Source organism: Streptomyces sp. NBC_01288 (assembly GCF_035982055.1).
Classification (GTDB): domain Bacteria; phylum Actinomycetota; class Actinomycetes; order Streptomycetales; family Streptomycetaceae; genus Streptomyces.
Window position 1 is genome coordinate 10297846 of sequence record NZ_CP108427.1, and the last position, 16501, is coordinate 10314346.

General features: G+C 69.8%; 16 protein-coding genes. 9 read left to right on the forward strand and 7 right to left on the reverse strand.

Features of this window, described 5'->3' with window-relative positions:
- Nucleotides 1-33: 33 nt before the first annotated feature.
- Entirely contained in the window at nt 34-861 is an 828-nt protein-coding gene (locus OG194_RS46430; protein WP_327406765.1) for an alpha/beta fold hydrolase, read from the reverse strand.
- A gap of 244 nt (nt 862-1105) precedes the next feature.
- Between OG194_RS46430 and OG194_RS46435 the strand changes: the two genes are divergently transcribed.
- On the forward strand, nt 1106-2002 hold the full coding sequence (locus tag OG194_RS46435; RefSeq protein ID WP_327406766.1) for an alpha/beta fold hydrolase: 897 nt from the start codon (nt 1106-1108) through the stop codon (nt 2000-2002).
- Nucleotides 2003-2216: 214 nt separating this feature from the next.
- Nucleotides 2217-2960: a class I SAM-dependent methyltransferase gene (locus OG194_RS46440; RefSeq protein ID WP_327406767.1), complete on the forward strand. Its 744-nt coding sequence runs from the start codon at nt 2217-2219 to the stop codon at nt 2958-2960.
- A gap of 30 nt (nt 2961-2990) precedes the next feature.
- Here the strand turns inward: OG194_RS46440 and OG194_RS46445 are convergent, their stop codons facing one another.
- Nucleotides 2991-3470 (reverse strand): ATP-binding protein, encoded by a 480-nt coding sequence (locus tag OG194_RS46445; RefSeq protein WP_327406768.1) that lies wholly within the window; start codon nt 3468-3470, stop codon nt 2991-2993.
- Between the two features lie 183 nt (nt 3471-3653).
- Between OG194_RS46445 and OG194_RS46450 the strand changes: the two genes are divergently transcribed.
- Complete coding sequence (locus tag OG194_RS46450; RefSeq protein WP_327406769.1) at nt 3654-4016, forward strand: STAS domain-containing protein; 363 nt, start codon at nt 3654-3656, stop codon at nt 4014-4016.
- 105 nt (nt 4017-4121) lie between these two features.
- The gene (locus tag OG194_RS46455) at nt 4122-4940 is read left to right on the forward strand and encodes a maleylpyruvate isomerase family mycothiol-dependent enzyme (protein WP_327406770.1); all 819 of its coding nucleotides are present in this window, start codon (nt 4122-4124) and stop codon (nt 4938-4940) included.
- On the opposite strand, the gene OG194_RS46460 is transcribed toward OG194_RS46455, so the two are convergent.
- The 3 genes from OG194_RS46460 to OG194_RS46470 form a co-directional block, all read right to left on the reverse strand.
- Entirely contained in the window at nt 4924-5346 is a 423-nt protein-coding gene (locus OG194_RS46460) for an SsgA family sporulation/cell division regulator (protein ID WP_327406771.1), read from the reverse strand. The two genes, OG194_RS46455 and OG194_RS46460, sit on opposite strands and share 17 nt — an antisense overlap.
- Nucleotides 5343-5600: a DUF5133 domain-containing protein gene (locus OG194_RS46465; protein WP_327406772.1), complete on the reverse strand. Its 258-nt coding sequence runs from the start codon at nt 5598-5600 to the stop codon at nt 5343-5345. Before OG194_RS46465 ends, OG194_RS46460 begins: the two co-directional genes overlap by 4 nt.
- 223 nt (nt 5601-5823) lie before the next feature.
- Nucleotides 5824-7620 carry a CocE/NonD family hydrolase gene (locus OG194_RS46470; protein WP_327406773.1) on the reverse strand — a complete coding sequence of 599 codons (1797 nt, stop codon included), beginning with the start codon at nt 7618-7620 and terminating at the stop codon, nt 5824-5826.
- A 123-nt stretch (nt 7621-7743) separates the two neighbouring features.
- On the opposite strand from OG194_RS46470, the gene OG194_RS46475 reads away from it, so the two are divergent.
- Nucleotides 7744-8379: a TetR/AcrR family transcriptional regulator gene (locus tag OG194_RS46475; RefSeq protein ID WP_327406774.1), complete on the forward strand. Its 636-nt coding sequence runs from the start codon at nt 7744-7746 to the stop codon at nt 8377-8379.
- 80 nt (nt 8380-8459) lie between these two features.
- Here the strand turns inward: OG194_RS46475 and OG194_RS46480 are convergent, their stop codons facing one another.
- Entirely contained in the window at nt 8460-10655 is a 2196-nt protein-coding gene (locus OG194_RS46480) for an MMPL family transporter (protein WP_327406775.1), read from the reverse strand.
- A 283-nt stretch (nt 10656-10938) separates the two neighbouring features.
- On the opposite strand from OG194_RS46480, the gene OG194_RS46485 reads away from it, so the two are divergent.
- Entirely contained in the window at nt 10939-11361 is a 423-nt protein-coding gene (locus OG194_RS46485; RefSeq protein WP_327406776.1) for a hypothetical protein, read from the forward strand.
- Between the two features lie 57 nt (nt 11362-11418).
- A complete protein-coding gene (locus tag OG194_RS46490; RefSeq protein WP_327406777.1) occupies nt 11419-12654 on the forward strand; it encodes a 4-hydroxybenzoate 3-monooxygenase in 1236 nt (411 codons plus the stop codon).
- Between the two features lie 4 nt (nt 12655-12658).
- Here OG194_RS46490 and OG194_RS46495 read toward each other — a convergent pair whose 3' ends face one another.
- The gene (locus OG194_RS46495; protein ID WP_327406778.1) at nt 12659-13438 is read right to left on the reverse strand and encodes an alpha/beta hydrolase; all 780 of its coding nucleotides are present in this window, start codon (nt 13436-13438) and stop codon (nt 12659-12661) included.
- A 456-nt stretch (nt 13439-13894) separates the two neighbouring features.
- On the opposite strand from OG194_RS46495, the gene OG194_RS46500 reads away from it, so the two are divergent.
- Nucleotides 13895-14995, forward strand: coding sequence for an LLM class flavin-dependent oxidoreductase (locus OG194_RS46500; RefSeq protein ID WP_327406779.1), 1101 nt, complete (start codon nt 13895-13897; stop codon nt 14993-14995).
- A complete protein-coding gene (locus tag OG194_RS46505) occupies nt 14992-16392 on the forward strand; it encodes an NtaA/DmoA family FMN-dependent monooxygenase (protein WP_327406780.1) in 1401 nt (466 codons plus the stop codon). Before OG194_RS46500 ends, OG194_RS46505 begins: the two co-directional genes overlap by 4 nt.
- The last annotated feature ends 109 nt before the right edge of the window (nt 16393-16501 follow it).

Sequence of the window (16501 nt, forward strand, 5' to 3'; positions counted from 1 at the left end):
CCGCCGGCGGATTCGGCTCCCGGACCGTGGCGATCAACTCCTGGCGAACTCAAGGAGATCCGCATTGAATCGCTCGGCGAATTTCGGCACCATCGCCAGGCCGTGCGGGGCGCCCGGGTAGACCTTGTAGATCGCGTCCTTGACGAGCTTCGACGATTTGTCGCCGGAGGCCACGATGGGAACGATCTGGTCGTCGTCGCCGTGCACGATCAATGTCGGGACGTCGATCTTCTTGAGGTCCTCGGTGAGGTCGGTCTCGGAGAATGCCTTGACGCAGTCATAAGCGCCCTTGATTCCCACGGTCATGCTCCACAACCAGAACTCGTCACGGGTTCCCTGGGTGACGGTCGAGTCGTCCCGGTTGGCGCCGTAGAACGGGGCACTGAGATCCTTGTAGAACTGCGAACGGTCCGACTCCACACCGTTGCGGATCTCGTCGAAGACCTCGATCGGCAGGCCTTCCGGATTCGCGTCCGTCTTGAGCATGAGCGGCGGGATCGCCCCGACCAGGACCGCCTTGGCGACCCGGCCGGAACCGTGCCGGCCGATGTAGCGGGTGACCTCACCGCCGCCGGTCGAGTGCCCGACCAGGATCACGTCACGGAGATCCAGGGCTTCGATGACCGACGCGAGATCGTCGGCGTACGTGTCGAGGTCGTTGCCGTCCCAGGGCTGACCGGAGCGCCCGCCCCCGCGCCGGTCGTGTGCCACGGCCCGGAAGCCGTTGTCGGCCATCACCTTCAGCTGGGGATCCCACGCGTCGGCGGTCAGCGGCCAGCCGTGGGAGAAGACGACGGGCTGCCCCGCTCCCCAGTCCTTGTAGAAGATCTGCGTGCCGTCCGAGCTGGTGGCGAAGGGCATGGTGTGTTCCTCCCGAAATGATCGGACTGTTTGAGTACGTCATACGGAGATTCGACGACGGCGAAGGGTCAGCGGCGAGAGGCGACCGGAATGAGCACGTCGACCACAACACTCTAGGTGAGGCGAGGAACTTCCGCGTGTCGAGCGAATTCCTGGCCGCTTCCACCGTAACCCGGGGGTGGAACGAAAAACGTCAGACCGCAGTTCGATCTTTCGCACCCGTGCGATGGCTACCGTTTCGGTCATGCCAGAACTGACAGCACGGAACGTCGGCCCGTCCGGAATCGAGATCGCCTACGAACGTTTCGGTGACCCCGAGGCGTCGCCGGCCCTGCTGATCATGGGAGCGGGCGCCCAGATGATCAATTGGCCGGAGGAATTCTGCCAGGCGCTGGTCGACCGGGGTCTGCACGTGATCCGGTTCGACACCCGCGACGCCGGCCGCTCGACCCATTTCCCCGACGCACCCGTACCGGACTTCCCGGCGGCCCTGTCCGGCGACCTTTCCACAGCGTCCTACACACTCTCCGACCTGGCGGCCGACACCGTGGGCCTGCTCGACGCACTCGGCATCACCGGGGCACACCTCGTCGGCTCCTCGATGGGCGGGATGATCGCCCAGATGATCGCGATCGAGTACCCGGAGCGGACCCGGTCGCTCACCTCGATGATGTCCACGACCGGCGAGCCCGGCGTCGGCGAGGCCGACTTCTCCTTGTTCGCCGAACTGGGGGCACCGCCGCAGGACCGGGAGGCCTTCGTCGAGTGGCAGGTGCGCGCCCTGCGGCTCGCCGCGTCACCCGGCTTCCCGTTCGACGCGACCGCCGCGGCCGAGCGCGCCGGCCGAGTCTTCGACCGGGGCTACGACGCCCTCGGCATCCAGCGCCAGGGCCTCGCGGTGGTGGCCACGGGCGACCGTACCGAACGGCTGCGGTCGCTGCGCGTGCCCACACTGGTGGTGCACGGCGCCGACGACATCGTGTGCGACGTCAGCGGCGGTCGCGCCACGGCCGCGGCCGTCCCGGACGCCGAACTGCTGATCGTGGAGGGAATGGGCCACGGCCTCCCGCGCGAACTGTGGCCCGAACTCGCCGACAGCATCAGTGAGTTCATCCACCACGTCGAGACGGTGACAGCCTGACCACTGGCACAGGCCCCCAACCCCGGCCCGCTTCGCCGCGTGGCTTGTACTCGATCGATTCGAGCGTGCCCCGACCGTCGTCGATGCCCCGCGAAACGGACTGACCGAGCAATACCCGCCCGCCGACGCGCAGTTGCGACCAGGCACTGGTGTTGGCCCGCGCAGCGGGGAAACTCGTTGGACAACACACCGGCAGTCAGCGAGCGTTGACGGAATGCGACAAGAGACGCTTTGGGGCGCTGACGTTGCCCAGCGGTATGACACGCCCGGCACCGACATGTTCGCCCCCGACACGTTGGGGCCGACCGTGGACCGCCTCGTGCAACTCGCGGGGGACGGGGCGGCGTTGGAGTTCGCCATCGGGACCGGGCGGGTCGCCGTCCCGCTCGCCGAGCGCGGAGTTCCTGTCACCGGGATCGAGTTGTCGGAGCCGATGGTGGAGCAACTGCGCACCAAGGCCGACGAAGCGACGATCCCCGTGGTCATCGGGGACATGGCGACCACCGTCGCGCCCGGGACGTACAGCCTGGTCTACCTCGTCTACAACACGATCTCGAACCTGCTCACCCAGGCCGAGCAGATCGAGTGTTTCCGCAACGCCGCCCGTCATCTCACGCCTGGCGGACGGTTCGTGATCGAGCTCTGGGTGCCCGAGTTGCGCAAACTTCCGCCGGGGCAGGCGGCGACCGTCTGGCGGACCGACTCCGACTACATCGGCCTGGACACCTACGACACCCTGCGCCAGCACGTCGTGTCGCACCACATCCGGTTCGACGAGACCGAGCAGGCGCGGCTGGAGCGCAGCCCGCACCGGTACATCTGGCCGGCCGAACTCGATCTCATGGCCCAGCTGGCCGGGTTCGAGCTGGAGAGCAGGCACGGGGACTGGTCCGGCGCCGACTTCACCGCCGAGTCGCGCGATCACGTCTCCGTCTACCGGGTGCTGCCGACGCCGTAGCCGCATCAACTCGGTTGCGCGATACCGCACTTACGGCACCTGTGTCCCACCCGCCGTGCCGTCCGGGGCATCCGTCAGAGGGATGCGGGCGGTGATGCGTTTGCCGACGGGTTCGCGCTGTGCCTCGAAGCCTCGCGCCACCGCCCGTACGATCTCCAGGCCGTGCTGCCCCACCCGTTGGGCGTCGGCGGCACGGGCGACCGGGAGCACCGGGTCGGAGTCCCACACCTCCACCTCGACCAGGGCATCGACGATCCGCAGATCCATCAACACCGGGCCGGGCGCGTACTTACGGGCGTTGGTGACCAACTCGCTGACGACCAGCTGGGTGAGATCCATGGCGCGGTCCGACACCGGCAGTCCGTATTCGGTCTGGGCCCGGGCGAGGAACGTCGCGGCCAGCCGGCGGGCCTCGGCGATGCACGAGCCGTCCCCGTCCAACGCCACGGTGGACCGCAGGGCCCGGGCCTGCGGCGCTGCGTCGTCGTCCTCCGATGAATCCTGTTCCATCCGGATCGTTTCACCGCCTTCCGCGTGCCCGGCGCATACCCCGTGAAGCAACGCGCACTCCGTCAATCTCCGTCGGTCCATCGGACAGCTCCACCGGACACAAGCATCAACCGTACGATGCGGGGCAGCACTTCGGATGAAAATCCTGATCCGTAGCGCTCGCCGACTTGTGTATGAGGACAGATGGTGGACACCGAACACGCGGGGCAGCCGGGGCCGTTGTCGGTCAGGACCGACGTCGTCGACGGCACCTTGGTCGTGGCTGTTGCCGGAGAGATCGACCAGCAGACAGGCGGCACACTGAGGGAGGCGCTGACCCTGCCGGAGGGCGCCGCACCGCGCGTTGTCATCGACCTGCGCCACGTCACCTTCATGGACTCCAGCGGCATCAACATCCTCATCGCCGTGCACACCGCCCTCGCCGAAGCGGGCGGCTGGCTGCGACTGGCCGGGGCCGCCCCGCCCGTGCTGCGCATCATCCAACTCGTCGGTATCGACGGATTCATCGAGTGCCGTCCGACGGTCCAACAGGCCCTCGACAGCTGACCGTTGGAGAACCGGCCGTTGAAGAGTCGGCCCTCGGAGAGCTGACCGTCGAGCGGCCGTGGAACCCGCTGTCGGGTTGTCGAGGCGCGGTGATAGACAGTCCGCGTGGCAAAGACCCTGGAGTTCCCCGTCCTGCTGCGGCTGATCGACGAACGGTCGGTCGCGTTCCGGGCGGCGGTCGCCTCCGCGCCGAGCCTCGACGCACAGGTGCCGACCTGCCCGGAGTGGACCTTGCGCGACCTCGTGCGGCACCTCGGCGGGGTGCAGCGAAGCTGGGCGGGAATCGTCACCGCGGGTCCCGCCGACGTCCGCCCCGACGTGACCGTCTCGGAGGCTCCGCGGGAGCGTGCGGACCTGCTGGCCTGGTCGGCCGAGTCCACGGAGCAACTGCTGGGCGCACTGCGGGAGTTCGGCCCTGATCGCGGCTGCTGGACGTGGTGGGGCGGATCGCGGTCTCCGCAGACCTCCGGCGCCGTGGCCCGGCACCAGGTCCAGGAGGCCATGGTGCACACCTACGACGCCGAGATCACCGTAGGCGCCCCGCAGCCGCTGCCGTCCGAGGCGGCACTCGACGGTGTCGACGAGTTCCTGTCCACCTGCTGCGCCGGGACGGACCCCTGGCCGCACGAGCCCGCTGTCGTCGAGTACCACGCCACCGAGGGCCGTTCCTGGCGCCTCTCGCTCTCCGGGGACGGCGCACGGGTCACCGAACTCCTCGCTCCCGCCGCCGGCACCGGAGAAGACGCGGCCGGCGCCATCCTCCAGGGCACCGCCGGTGAGCTGGTCCTCGCCCTGTACGACCGCATCCCGGTGAACTCCCTGAAGGTGGAAGGCGATCCGCGTCTCTTCGACCTGCTCCTGGCCTGGGACCCGACTGCTCAGGACCTGCCGACGCGGGCCGCCTCCTCTATGCCCCGCTCGTGATCGCGGCCAGTTCCAGGTCGAGCGCCGGAGCGATACCGCTGACGTCGCGGCCGACTCTTTTCCGCACCTTGCGCACAAAGTCCGCGGCCTTCTCCGCGGGCAGCCACACGCGGGCGACCGACGGTGACCCGAGGGCAACCTCCACGCCCGCGAGCGGCCCCGGCGCGGGCCGTACGGTGATGTCCCCGTCGCCCGCCGGGAACAGCAGGCCCAGCGCGAGCAGTTCCCAGGCGAAGGTCCAGGTGACCTCCATACCGTCGGGCCCGAGCAACACCAGCCGCACCGCCAGGCAGTCGTCCGGCCGGTACACCAACTCCGCGGCGACGATGGCCCCTTCGTCGTCCGCCAGCACCACGAGCCCCGTCGTGCCGACCTTGAGCGGAACGCCGCCCGAGCGCTCCGTCACGACACCAACTCCCTTTCCCCGGGCGCGGTTTCGCCCGAGGAGACGGTGAACGTCTGCCGCCGGTGGGAGGGACTGGGGGAGCGCAGCAGGCGCACGGCCGCCATGGCCTCCTCCACCGTGCGGGTGCCGGTCAGCACGCACAGGGTGTAGGCGGCGTTCTGCACGGGGACGGCGACGGCCATGTGCCCGTCTGTCGCGAGCGCCAGATAACGGTCGACCGCCTGTTGCAGCACTGCCGGGTTCGGCACGATCACGTCAGGCCTCCACGTTCTCGGCGGAACCCGGATTCGTCGACACGCGGTCGCGACTGGAGGGAAGGGGCACGATGACACTCCTCGCACGGGAAGAAAGGGTGCCTGCTGGCCGAAGCACTGGACTGCGCTCGCTTGTGCCCCGTCCGTGGGGTCCGAAACAGACCCGGCGTCCGGTCCGGAACGGATCCGGCCGTGCACGATGCGCCTTGTCCCGTCCAGGAGTTCAGACGCGTTCGGGGACCGGGCCGCGGCGCACGCCCTCGACGCGTTCCGGGCTCTCCGGGACGACCGGCAGGAGCAGATACGAGGGCTCGTCGCCGCCGGAGACCAGGGTCGTCACCCCACCGAAGAGGTCGGTCGGACGGTCGTCGGGATCGTTGTGCAGGAAGACCGCGTGCCCTTTCATCTCCACGCCGAACGACCGGGGCCAGGGGCCGTCCCCGGGGAACTCGAAGTCACGGCCCTGGACGGTCACCGCGAGACGGTAGCCCGCCGGGACGACCACCGAGGTCGGCCAGATCTCGATGTCCAGCGGGACGGCCATCCCCGGGGTCAGCGGGTCAAGATGGTCGTGCGGGTGCCAGGGGCGGTACGGCAGGCTCCGTTCGGCGTCGAGGGCCCGGTGCGAGGCACGCAGCCAGCCGTGCGCGACGACACCTGCCGGGTCGAGCGCGCTGACGAAGCGGATGTCACGGCCCTCCGGGTCCAGGACGCGCACGGTGAGGAAGAGGTCGGCGTCGGTGGTGCTGGACGAGACCACGAGCCGCGCCGCCGCCGGGCCGGTGATCTCCGTCGGCTCGGCGAAGGGTTCGGTGGCGAAGGTCAACCCCTCACCCAGGGCATCGAATGGGGCCGTGTGCCGGTCGACGGGAGCCTCGGTGGACAGCGAGCCGTCACCGGTGCGCAGGTAGAACTTCGTCCACTCGGTGCGGGCCAACGGCCATTCGAGTTCGGCGCGTTGCTCGAAACTGCCGTCCACATGACGGACGTTGAGCTGGACGGGCGGCTGCCGGTCCCAGCCGGTGTCCTGGCCCTTCAGGAAGTGCCCGAAGAACCGGCGTTGCAGGTCCAGTCCGCGTGCGGTGTAGAACTCGGTGACATGGCCGAGGCCGTGCACCTCCAGCCACTTCTGCTCCGACGACGCCTGTGCCCAGCCCTCGAAGCCGCCCCGACTGTGCAGCCCGTGCGCCCAGTTGGCGGCGGAAAGCAGCGGAACGGTGATCTTCGGCAGGTCCGCCGAACGCTCCCTGTAGAACACGTCGTTGAGCGGGTGGGCCCGCAAGTCGGCCGTGGAATCACGGCGGTTGGCGGCCAGTTCCTCGTCGGTCAGGGTCTCGGGGCCGGCGATCGTCTCACCGGTGTTCGGGTTGCGCAGGCCGCGGTCGCCGACTCCGTGCTGGGCGACACGTACCTGTCCCGGATACCACTTGGACACAAAGGTGTTGAGCAGACCGGCGTGGTGGGTGAACTCGCGGTAGTAGTCCGTCGCGCCCTCCCAGGGGATGATCGCGGCGAGGTGCGGCGGTTGCCTGGCCGCGACGAGCCACTGGCTGACCGCGTAGTAGGAGACGCCGAGCAGGCCGACCTTGCCGTTGCTCCAGGACCGCGTGCCCGCCCACTCGACGCAGGCCGCGTAGTCGAGGGTCTCTCGTGGCGAGAAGATGTCCAGGAGCCCGGGTGAGCGTCCCGCCCCGCGCGAGTCGACCCGGACCACCGCGTACCCGTCGGGTACCCAGCGCTCGGGGTCGACGGTCTCCCAGTTCTGGTACGCGTTGCTGGAGCCGTCCAGGATCTCCGGATACTCCTCGACGAGCGGCTCCCACATCATCGGGAAGCCCTCCTGGAACGCCATTCCCTTGGCGTAGGGGCCGTGGTTCATGATCACCGGGTACGACCCGTCGGCCACGGGACGGAAGACGTCCGCGCGCAGCACCACGCCGTCGTCCATGGTGATCGGCACGTCCCAGTCGACGCGCATACCGTCCCGGACCTCGCTCTTGTGCTGGGTGTGCTGGGTCATGGCGACCACCTGGGTTCCGTGTCCGTGACCCGCTCGGCGGGCCGGCCGTCTGGAGTGACGCCTCCAGATGGTGCCTCGCGAAAAATGGAGTCACAACTACAAAAGCGGTGCTAGCTTCCTTTCATGGCAACTGCACCCGTCGGGGCACCGGCAAGCGGTCAGCGCCTCACCCGCAAGGGGCAGGAGACGTACCGGCGCATCGTCTCGGAGGCCGCCGCCCTGATGTACGACCAGGGCGTCGTGAGCACGAGGATCGAGGACGTCCAGGCCGCCGCCGGGGTGAGCGCCTCGCAGATCTACTACTACTTCGGCGACAAGCACGGCCTCGTCCGCGCGGTGATCAACCACCAGTGCGAGAGCGTGCTCGGGGTGCACGCGCCGCTGCTCGCGAACCTCGACAGCATCGGGGCGCTGGAGGCGTGGCGCGACGTCATCCTGAGTATCCACCGGGACGGGCGCAACCAACAGGGCTGCCCGATGGGCAGGTTGAGCAGCGAACTGTCCCGGTCCACCCCGGAGACGCGGGCCGATCTGCTGGCCGGGTTCAGCCGTTGGGAGGGGGCGTTGCGGGACGGGTTGCGCGCGATGCGGTCACGCGGCGAACTGCCCGACCGGATCGACCCCGACCGCTTCGCGCTGGCACTGCTCGCCGCCGTCCAGGGAGGCCTGCTGCTCTCCCAGGCCCGCCGCGACACCGTCGCGCTCGAAGTGTCCCTCGACACGCTGATCGACTGCCTGCGCGGGCACGTCGACCGCTGATGTGGGTGCGGGGCCTGCCCACCGGTCGTAAGGATCGGTGAACAGGCCCCGCACTATTGCTAGTTGCTAGTTGCTAGTTGCTAGTTGCGACGGCCCGCCGGACCGTGGCTCACCGAGTCCTGGTCCCCGGTGCCGGTGGCCGGCCCTGAGGGGTCGGAACCGGCGCCCGTGCCGCCCGGGGTTTCCTGGGTGCGGTCGGCGTTGCCGGGCCACCAGGCGGCGTGGCCGATCAGGGCGGTGAGGCTCGGCGTGAAGAACATCGCCATCACGAAGGCGGCGACGGCGATGCCGAAGGAGACGGCGAACCCCATCTCCGTGAGCAGGGCGTTGCCGGCCAGCATCATCGTGGCGAAGGTCGCCGCGAGAATGAAACCCGCCGCGGCCACGGTCGGTCCCGCGTGCCGAAGCGCCATGCTCGCCGCCTCGCGCGGATCGCGGCCCTCGCGGGCCTCCTCGCGGAGCCGGGCGATCATGAGGATGTTGTAGTCCGTGCCGATGGCGACCACGAAGAGATACATGATCACCGGGAGCATGAACATCAGCCCCGGGTGTCCCTGAGCGTCCTGGAAGATCCAGACGGTCGCACCGAGGGTGGCGCCGAAGCCGAGACCCACCGAGGCGATGAGGTACCACGGTGCCACCACACTGCGCAGGAGCAGTCCCAGGATCAGCATGATCAGCAGGGCGGCGACGGGGAACACGGTCCGGTAGTCGTGATTGACCGCGCTGTTGATGTCCTTGTAGATCGAGGACATGCCGCCGACCAGTGCCTCGGTGCCGTCGGGCGCGGAGGAATGCGCGACGTCGCGCACCCGGCCCACGGCGTCGATCGCCTTCTCCGTGGACGCCTCGTACTTCAGCGTGACGGTGAAGTCCGCCGTGGTGCCGTCCTTGTTGACCTGGCTCATCCGGGCGTTCGCCACACCGTCGACGGCCCCGAGCTTCTCCGCGTAGGCAGTGAAGGCGGATCTGTCGAGCGGCTTGCCGTCGGTGCTGGAGAGGTAGACGTCGGTGGGGGCGGCGGCGCCCGCCGAGTACGCCTTCTGCATCTCGTCCTGGACGACCATCGACTCCTTGGTCTTGGGCATGGAACCCGAGGCCAGGTCGAAGGTGGCCTTGTAGCCCAGGGTGCCCAGCGACAGCGCGACCAGGACGAGCCCGGAGAGCGCGGCCGTGAGCGCGGGCCGGCGCTGCACACCGCGGCCGAGGGCCGCGAACCGGGCGTTCCGCGGCTCCTGTTGCCACGACTTGGAGGGCCAGAAGACCTTCGGCCCGATCAGCGACACCACGGCCGGGATCAGCGTCAGGCCCGCGATCAGGGTGACGGTGACCGAGATGGCCAGCGCAGGACCCATCTGCTTGAGGAAGCCCAGCGTGGACAGCACCAGCGCGAGGAACGCGATGATGACCGCGCCGGCGGCCGAGGCGATGGCCTCGCCGACCCGGGCGACCGCGTTGACCATGGCCTGTTTAGGTTCGTCACCCGCCCGCAGACGTTCTCTGTAGCGGAACATCAGGAACAGGAAGTAGTCCGTGCCCACGCCGAACAGCACGACGATCAGGATCGACGAGACGGAACTGTTGGCCTGGAGACCGAACAGTTTGGTGGCGTACGCGATCAGCCCGTTGGCGATCGACGCCACCACGCCGATCAGGACCAGGGGGAGGAAGGCGAGGATCGGCGCCCGGAAGATGATCAGCAGGGTCACCAGGATGATGAGGAACGTCCCGATGCCGATCAGCGCCTCGCCGCGCTTCGAGGAGTCCTGCTGGTCGAGGGCCTGCGCGGCGGAACCGCCGAGCTTCACGTCGAGGTCCGTGCCCTTGGCCAGCTGCTTGACGTCGTCGCGCAACACCTTCGCGGCGTCCGCCTGCACCGGCTGACCGGCCTTCTTGCTGTCCATCTGGACCAGGGTCATGGTGTACCGGCCGTCCTTGGACGGCGGGCCGGGGACCACCTTCTGCACCTGGTCGATGTGCTTCTTGCCCAGCTCGGTCGTGATCCGGGCGACGTCCTTCTTGTCGTCGGCGGTCAGTCTGCCGCCGTCGGTGCGCTGGTACAGCGCGATCGCGGACGGCGTGAAGGCGCTGGGGAACGCCTTCACCTGCAGATCCGCCGCTTTGATGGACTCGTAACTCTTGGGCAGGAAACTGCTCTCGTCACTGTTGGAGGGCAGGCCGGGCGCGGTGGCGACAATCGCCACCGCGGCGATCAGCCAGGCCACGATGGTCCAGACGGGATGTCTGACGACCCCGGTGCCTATACGTCGAAACATGCGGGAGGTCCTCCTGGGAAGGAAGATCACCGCAGCCCGGGGAGCGGACCCCGGCATCGGCGACCCCGACCGGTCCTCACCCGTGGGGCCGGTCGAACGGTTGTCTGTGGTCTTGTCATATCGGTCACGCGTGAAGATTCATAACACACGCATTGCTGCGGCACAGGTCCGCACGAACGGGTGGTTGTCTGTGACCCGTCCTCCTCCACCACGTTGTGCCGCTGGGCGGCACGCTCGCCGCCTTCGGAGACCGCCGGTCCGGCGGGTGCGAGGAGAGGAAATCATGGGAGCAACGAAGTGGTCCACGGCTTTTGGAGCCGCGGGGCTGGTCCTCGTGGCCGTCGCGGCATCGGCGACCGCTCAGGGGCAGACGCCGCACGCACGCCTGGCCGGACGCGTCGTCCTCACCAACAAGGACAACGGCCGGACGGTGCCCGCGAGTTCGGGTGGCGATGTGGAGATCCGGCTCACCCACTCCCGCGAGCGCGGACTCACCTACACCTGGACCGCTCCGGAGTCCGGTAACTCGGCAGCACTCGCACATGCCGCCGACGCCACGTACCCGTCCGGCGACGCCACGGCGGTCTTCCACGCGGTCTCCCGCGGCGTCGCCAACGTCACCGCGCAACGCCGCTGCGTCCCCGACCCCGGCAGCCTCTGCCCCCTGCTCGTCGAGACCTGGAAGGTGACGATCGAGGTGAAGTGACCATCCACCGGTCGGCCGGGCCCCGGGCGTCGGTAGGGTGATTCCGGAGGTGGCCAAGTGGCTGACAGCACACGGGAGTTGAGCGAGCCGCCGGAATCCACGACCGTGGTGGTGATCGGAGCGGGCCCGGCCGGGCTGACCGTCGCGAACCTGTTGCGGCGCAGCGGGATCGACTGTGTCGTCCTGGAACGGCAGACCCGCGAGTACGTGGCACAGCGCCAGCGCGCCGGCATCGTCGAGACCCGCGCCGTCCGCATGTTCGACTCCTGGGGGCTGGCCGACCGCGTCCTGGGCGGCGTCCCGCACGAGGGCGTCCTGGAGCTCCGGGTCGACGGCGTAACGCATTTGGTGTCCGACTTCGACGGCTCCGAAGGCCCTACGGCCCGCCTCTGCCCCCAGCAGATGCTGGTCCAGAAGCTCACCGCCGCGTACCTGGAGGACGGCGGCGACCTGCGCTTCGAGGCCGCCGACGTCTCCCTGCACGACCTGACCGGCGACCACCCCACCTTCCGCTACCGCACCGCGGACGGCGGCCTCCGTACGATCACCTGCTCCTACGTCGCGGGCTGCGACGGCGACCACGGCATCAGCCGGGGCGCCGTCCCCGCCGGGGCCCTCACGCCGTACGCCTTCGATCACGGCATCGGATGGCTGACGGTCCTGGCCGACGCGCCGCCGCCGGCCCACCCGCTCCTGGCCGTCAGCCCGCAGGGCTTCGCCGCGCACTTCCCGCGCGGCCCGTACACCAGCCGCTACTACCTCCAGTGCCCGCCGGACGACCACCCCGACGCCTGGTCCGACGCCCGCGTCTGGGACGCGCTGCGCACCCGGCTCGGGGACCCGGCCCTCGTCTCCGGCCCGATCACCGACCGCGAGATCTTCCGGCTCCGCAGTCTGGTCCACGACCCGATGCAGTACGGCCGCCTCTTCCTCGTCGGCGACGCGGCCCACATCGTCTCGCCGATGGGCGGCAAGGGGATGAACCTCGCTCTCTACGACGCCGATCTCTTCGCCCGCGCCGTGCGGGACGCCGTCCACGACCACGACGACACCGCCCTGCGCACGTACTCAGAGCGGTGTCTGCGCCGTGTCTGGAGCGACCAGGAGTTCTCGCACTGGATGACCCGGATGCTCCATGACGCCGGTGACGCCACCAACTCCGGTCCCTTTCACCGGAGTTTGGCCCGCGCTCAACTCGACCGGCTCTTCACGTCCGCTGCCGCGGCCGGCGCTTTCTCCGAACTCATGACGGGGATGGATTTCGGAGAGGGTGCCGGGCCGCAACCGCGTTGACGTGTCAGGCCGTTGAGCCGCCGACGGTCAGGTGGCGGGCGAAGAACCGGACCGCGCTGTCCGCCTCGAACCTCGGCAGTTCCTTGTGCGAGCCCGAGTTGACGTGCAACGACTTCTCCTTCGAGGCGAAGGCGTCGAACAGTGCGAGACCGGACGAGCGGGGGATGTGTTCGTCGTCCCACTGCAACGCGAACTCGATCGGGACGGTGATCCGCCGCGCCGTCTCGGCGAGCGAGTCGTCGTACCAGAAGAGGCCCAACACCGCGGCGGTGATGCGGGGTTCGGCCGCAGTCAGCGGTACCCCGATCGCGGTGCCCATGTTCAGGCCGTAGTAGCCGACGGGTCCTCCGGTGCCGATCTCCGGGAGTTCCTGGAGGGCGTCCAGGGTCGCCAGCCACTCCGGTACGGCACGCTCGGCGAGGTGGGCGTTGTAGCGGACGACGATCTCGCCGACCGGTTCGCCCGCCGCCATCTTCCTTTGCATCAGGGCGATTTCGCGCTCGTCGTGCGGTGTGCGCGGGCGGTCGCCGTGGCCGGGTGCGTCGATGGTGGCGACGTGGAATCCGGCGCCGTTCACGAGGCGCTCCGCACGACCGGCCATGGCCGGTGCCTTGCTGTGGTTGCCGCCGCCGTGGCCCATCAGGACCAGGGGAGCGCGTTCGGAGGCGGAGGCCGCGGGGGACCAGAGCGCGCCGGTGAGGTCGCCGACGGTGAAGTCGCGGACGAGGACACCGTTCGACGATGTCTCGGCGGTGAAGTGCACTGAATGTTGGGAGAGTTCCATGGTGTTGCCTTTCGGGATCGCCTTGGTGTGAGGCGCTCCCGGCGACACCTATGCCGCTGGCCCAACCGTGGAAAAGAGGGGGAGCACCCACCTGGATACTGCGTTCATGGGTCTCACCTCCTCATGCGGTGTCACGGCCAACGGCAAGTTAGCAGCCCGGTCGCCGTCGCGGCCAACGCTTTTCCGTCTCGGCACCGCTGCATGCGCGTACATCTAATGTTCTTGACACCTTCCCGGGCCGACGACGTAAGTTGAGGCGATCGGTCCCGGACGGATGGAGGCCCCGATGCGCGTACCCGACGCCGCACCCCACGGTGCCGTCCCGGGCGCGTGGCTGATCATCCGGCGGCATGTCGACTACTGCCGTACCGCCTCCGCCGTCTGTCCTTCCGCACGCCCCTGACCCATGCCGGCCCCTCGGGCCGGCCGTCTCGACGTGTTCTCGGAAGGAACCCCATGTCCGGCCCCGCCCTGCGGCTCGCCCTCGAAATCGACGGTGACGGCGCCCATCCCGCGGCCTGGCGCCGCGCCGCCCACTCGCCCGACCAGCTGCTGAGCCCACGCCGGTTGGCCCGCGTCGCCGCCGCGGCGGAGAACGCCGGGTTCACCCTGCTCACCCTGGACGACGGCGCACTCCCGCCCGGCGCCGGGCCCGACGTGGTCGGCCGGATCGGCGCGGTGGAGCGGGCCGCGTTCATCGCCGCGTCGACGAGCGTCGTCGGCATCGCGCCGGTCGTGCCGCCCACCTACGCCGAACCCTTCCACGTATCAAGCCAGTTGGCGTCCCTGGACCACATCTCGGCCGGGCGCGCCGGGTGGGTGGTGAGCGAGGAGACGCGGCCCGAGGCGGCCTCCGTCTGGGGGCGCCCGCTCGTCGACGGGGACGCGGCCCGCGCCCGCGAGTCGCGTGACGGCGTCGAGGTCGTCCGCGATCTGTGGGACTCCTGGGAGGACGACGCGGTCATCCGCTCCGTCGCCACCAGCCGCTACCTCGACCGCGACCGGCTGCACTACGTCGACTTCACCGGCGACACCTACACGGTGAAGGGCCCGGCGATCGTGCCGCGTCCACCGCAGGGCCAACTCGTCGTATTCGGCAGCCCCGACCGCGTCCCCGGCGATCAACTCGACGTTGCCCTCGTCGAGGGCCGCGACCTCGCCGCCGTCACCGCGAGCGCGTCCGCCGCCGGAACGCCGCGCACCTTCGCCGAGGTCGAAATCGCCCTCGACACCGCGGACGCCACGGCCGAGGAACGCGTCGCCGACCTTGAGGAGCATGGGTCCTGGAGCGACCGGGGTCGGCTGCGCCACATCGGCTCGGCCGCCGGACTCGCCGCGCTGCTGGGGGAGTTGAGGGGCGTGGTGGACGGAGTGCGCCTGCATCCACTGGTGTTGGACGAGGACCTCCCCGAGCTGTCCCGGCTCGTCCTGCCCCATCTCTTCGAACGACGGCACGCCGTACGCCCGTTGCCCGGCGCGTCCCTGCGCACCCACCTGGGCCTCGACCGGCCCGCCAACCGCTACGCCGCCGCGGCCGCCCAGGAGGACGCACGATGACCCGCACCGACCCCCTCGACGTCCCCCGCCCCGACGCCCGACTCCACTTCGGCGTCTTCTTCCAGGGCGTCAACCACTGGACCGTCTGGTCGGACCCCGCCAGCGGTTCCCAGATCGACCCCGCCAACTTCCGGCGCGTGGCGCAGACCGCCGAACGGGGCCTGTTCGACGCGTTCTTCCTGGGGGAGGGGCTGCGACTGCGCGAGGTCGACGGCCAGATCCACGATCTCGACGTCGCCGGACGGCCCGACGCCATCACCCAACTCGCCGCGCTGGCAGCCGTGACGGATCGGATCGGTCTGGTCAGCACGTCCAACACCACCTTCAACGAAGCCCCGGATCTCGCCCGCCGCCTGTCCGGCCTCGACCTGCTCTCGGAGGGCCGTGCCGGCTGGAACGTGGTGACCACCGACAACGCCTGGACCGGCGCCAACTTCCGCCGCGGCGGCTACCTCGACCACGCCGACCGCTACCGGCGCGCCGAGGAGTTCCTCACCGTCGCCCGCGCGATCTGGGACAGCTGGGAGGACGCGGCCGTGTCCGACTCGGCGGATGCCCCGTCCTGGGCGGCACCCGGCGCCGTACGCCAAGTCCGCCACCAGGGACCGCAGTTCGACGTCGACCTCGCACCCACCCTGCCGCGCAGCGCCCAGGGACACCCGGTGATCTTCCAGGCCGGGGACTCCGGCGAGGGCCGGGACTTCGCGGCCCGCAACGCCGACGTCATCTTCTCCGCGCACGGCAACGACTTCGACGACGCCCTCGCCTTCGCCGACGATCTGCGGCGCCGGCTGCGGGCCGTCGGCCGCCCCGAGGACGACCTGCGCATCCTCCCCGGTACCGAGATCATCATCGGCGCCACGGAGGAGGAGGCCCTGGAGAAGAAACGCTGGATCCGCCTCCAACAGGTCACTCCGGCAACCGCGTTGGGCATCGCCGGGCTGCTGTGGGGCATCGACCTCTCCGGACGGGACGCCGACGGGCCGTTGCCCAAGGAGGACCCGGTCGCCGCCGAGAACGACGGCTCCTTCGGCGCGCGGCGCATCGCCGACCCCCGTCAAGTCGTCGCCGAATGGCGGGAGAAGGCCGACGCGAACCGCTGGTCGCTGCGCGAGACCGTCATCGCGCTCGGCCCCCAGCGCGGCCACGTCGGCACCCCGGAGGGCCTGGCGGACAAGTTCGCCCATTTCGTCCGGCACGGCGCGGTCGACGGCTTCAACGTCACGCCGTACCTGATCCCCGACGGCCTCGACGACATCGTCGACCACCTCGTCCCCGCGCTCCAGGAACGCGGCGTCTACCGCACCGACTACACCGGTACGACCCTCCGCGAACACCTGGACCTGCGCGAACCCCTCACCCACCGCACCACGACGGACCGCCGCCGGGCGGGCTGACGAACCGACGCCGCGGACGCGGTGCCCACCGTCCCCCTGTGTCCGGTGGCCACCACGCCCGCGTCGCTCCGGCCCGGCGCCGCCGCGACTCCCACGGCGACCGTCACAA

Bases quoted from the DNA above. Each gene is read 5' to 3' on its own strand.
- OG194_RS46475 (WP_327406774.1), top strand. From the start codon at position 7,744: ATGGCAACTGCACCCGTCGGGGCACCGGCAAGCGGTCAGCGCCTCACC.
- OG194_RS46445 (WP_327406768.1), bottom strand. From the start codon at position 3,470: ATGGAACAGGATTCATCGGAGGACGACGACGCAGCGCCGCAGGCCCGG.
- OG194_RS46485 (WP_327406776.1), top strand. From the start codon at position 10,939: ATGGGAGCAACGAAGTGGTCCACGGCTTTTGGAGCCGCGGGGCTGGTC.
- OG194_RS46440 (WP_327406767.1), top strand. From the start codon at position 2,217: ATGCGACAAGAGACGCTTTGGGGCGCTGACGTTGCCCAGCGGTATGAC.
- OG194_RS46450 (WP_327406769.1), top strand. From the start codon at position 3,654: ATGGTGGACACCGAACACGCGGGGCAGCCGGGGCCGTTGTCGGTCAGG.
- OG194_RS46435 (WP_327406766.1), top strand. From the start codon at position 1,106: ATGCCAGAACTGACAGCACGGAACGTCGGCCCGTCCGGAATCGAGATC.
- OG194_RS46480 (WP_327406775.1), bottom strand. From the start codon at position 10,655: ATGTTTCGACGTATAGGCACCGGGGTCGTCAGACATCCCGTCTGGACC.
- OG194_RS46500 (WP_327406779.1), top strand. From the start codon at position 13,895: ATGTCCGGCCCCGCCCTGCGGCTCGCCCTCGAAATCGACGGTGACGGC.
- OG194_RS46470 (WP_327406773.1), bottom strand. From the start codon at position 7,620: ATGACCCAGCACACCCAGCACAAGAGCGAGGTCCGGGACGGTATGCGC.
- OG194_RS46505 (WP_327406780.1), top strand. From the start codon at position 14,992: ATGACCCGCACCGACCCCCTCGACGTCCCCCGCCCCGACGCCCGACTC.
- OG194_RS46430 (WP_327406765.1), bottom strand. From the start codon at position 861: ATGCCCTTCGCCACCAGCTCGGACGGCACGCAGATCTTCTACAAGGAC.
- OG194_RS46495 (WP_327406778.1), bottom strand. From the start codon at position 13,438: ATGGAACTCTCCCAACATTCAGTGCACTTCACCGCCGAGACATCGTCG.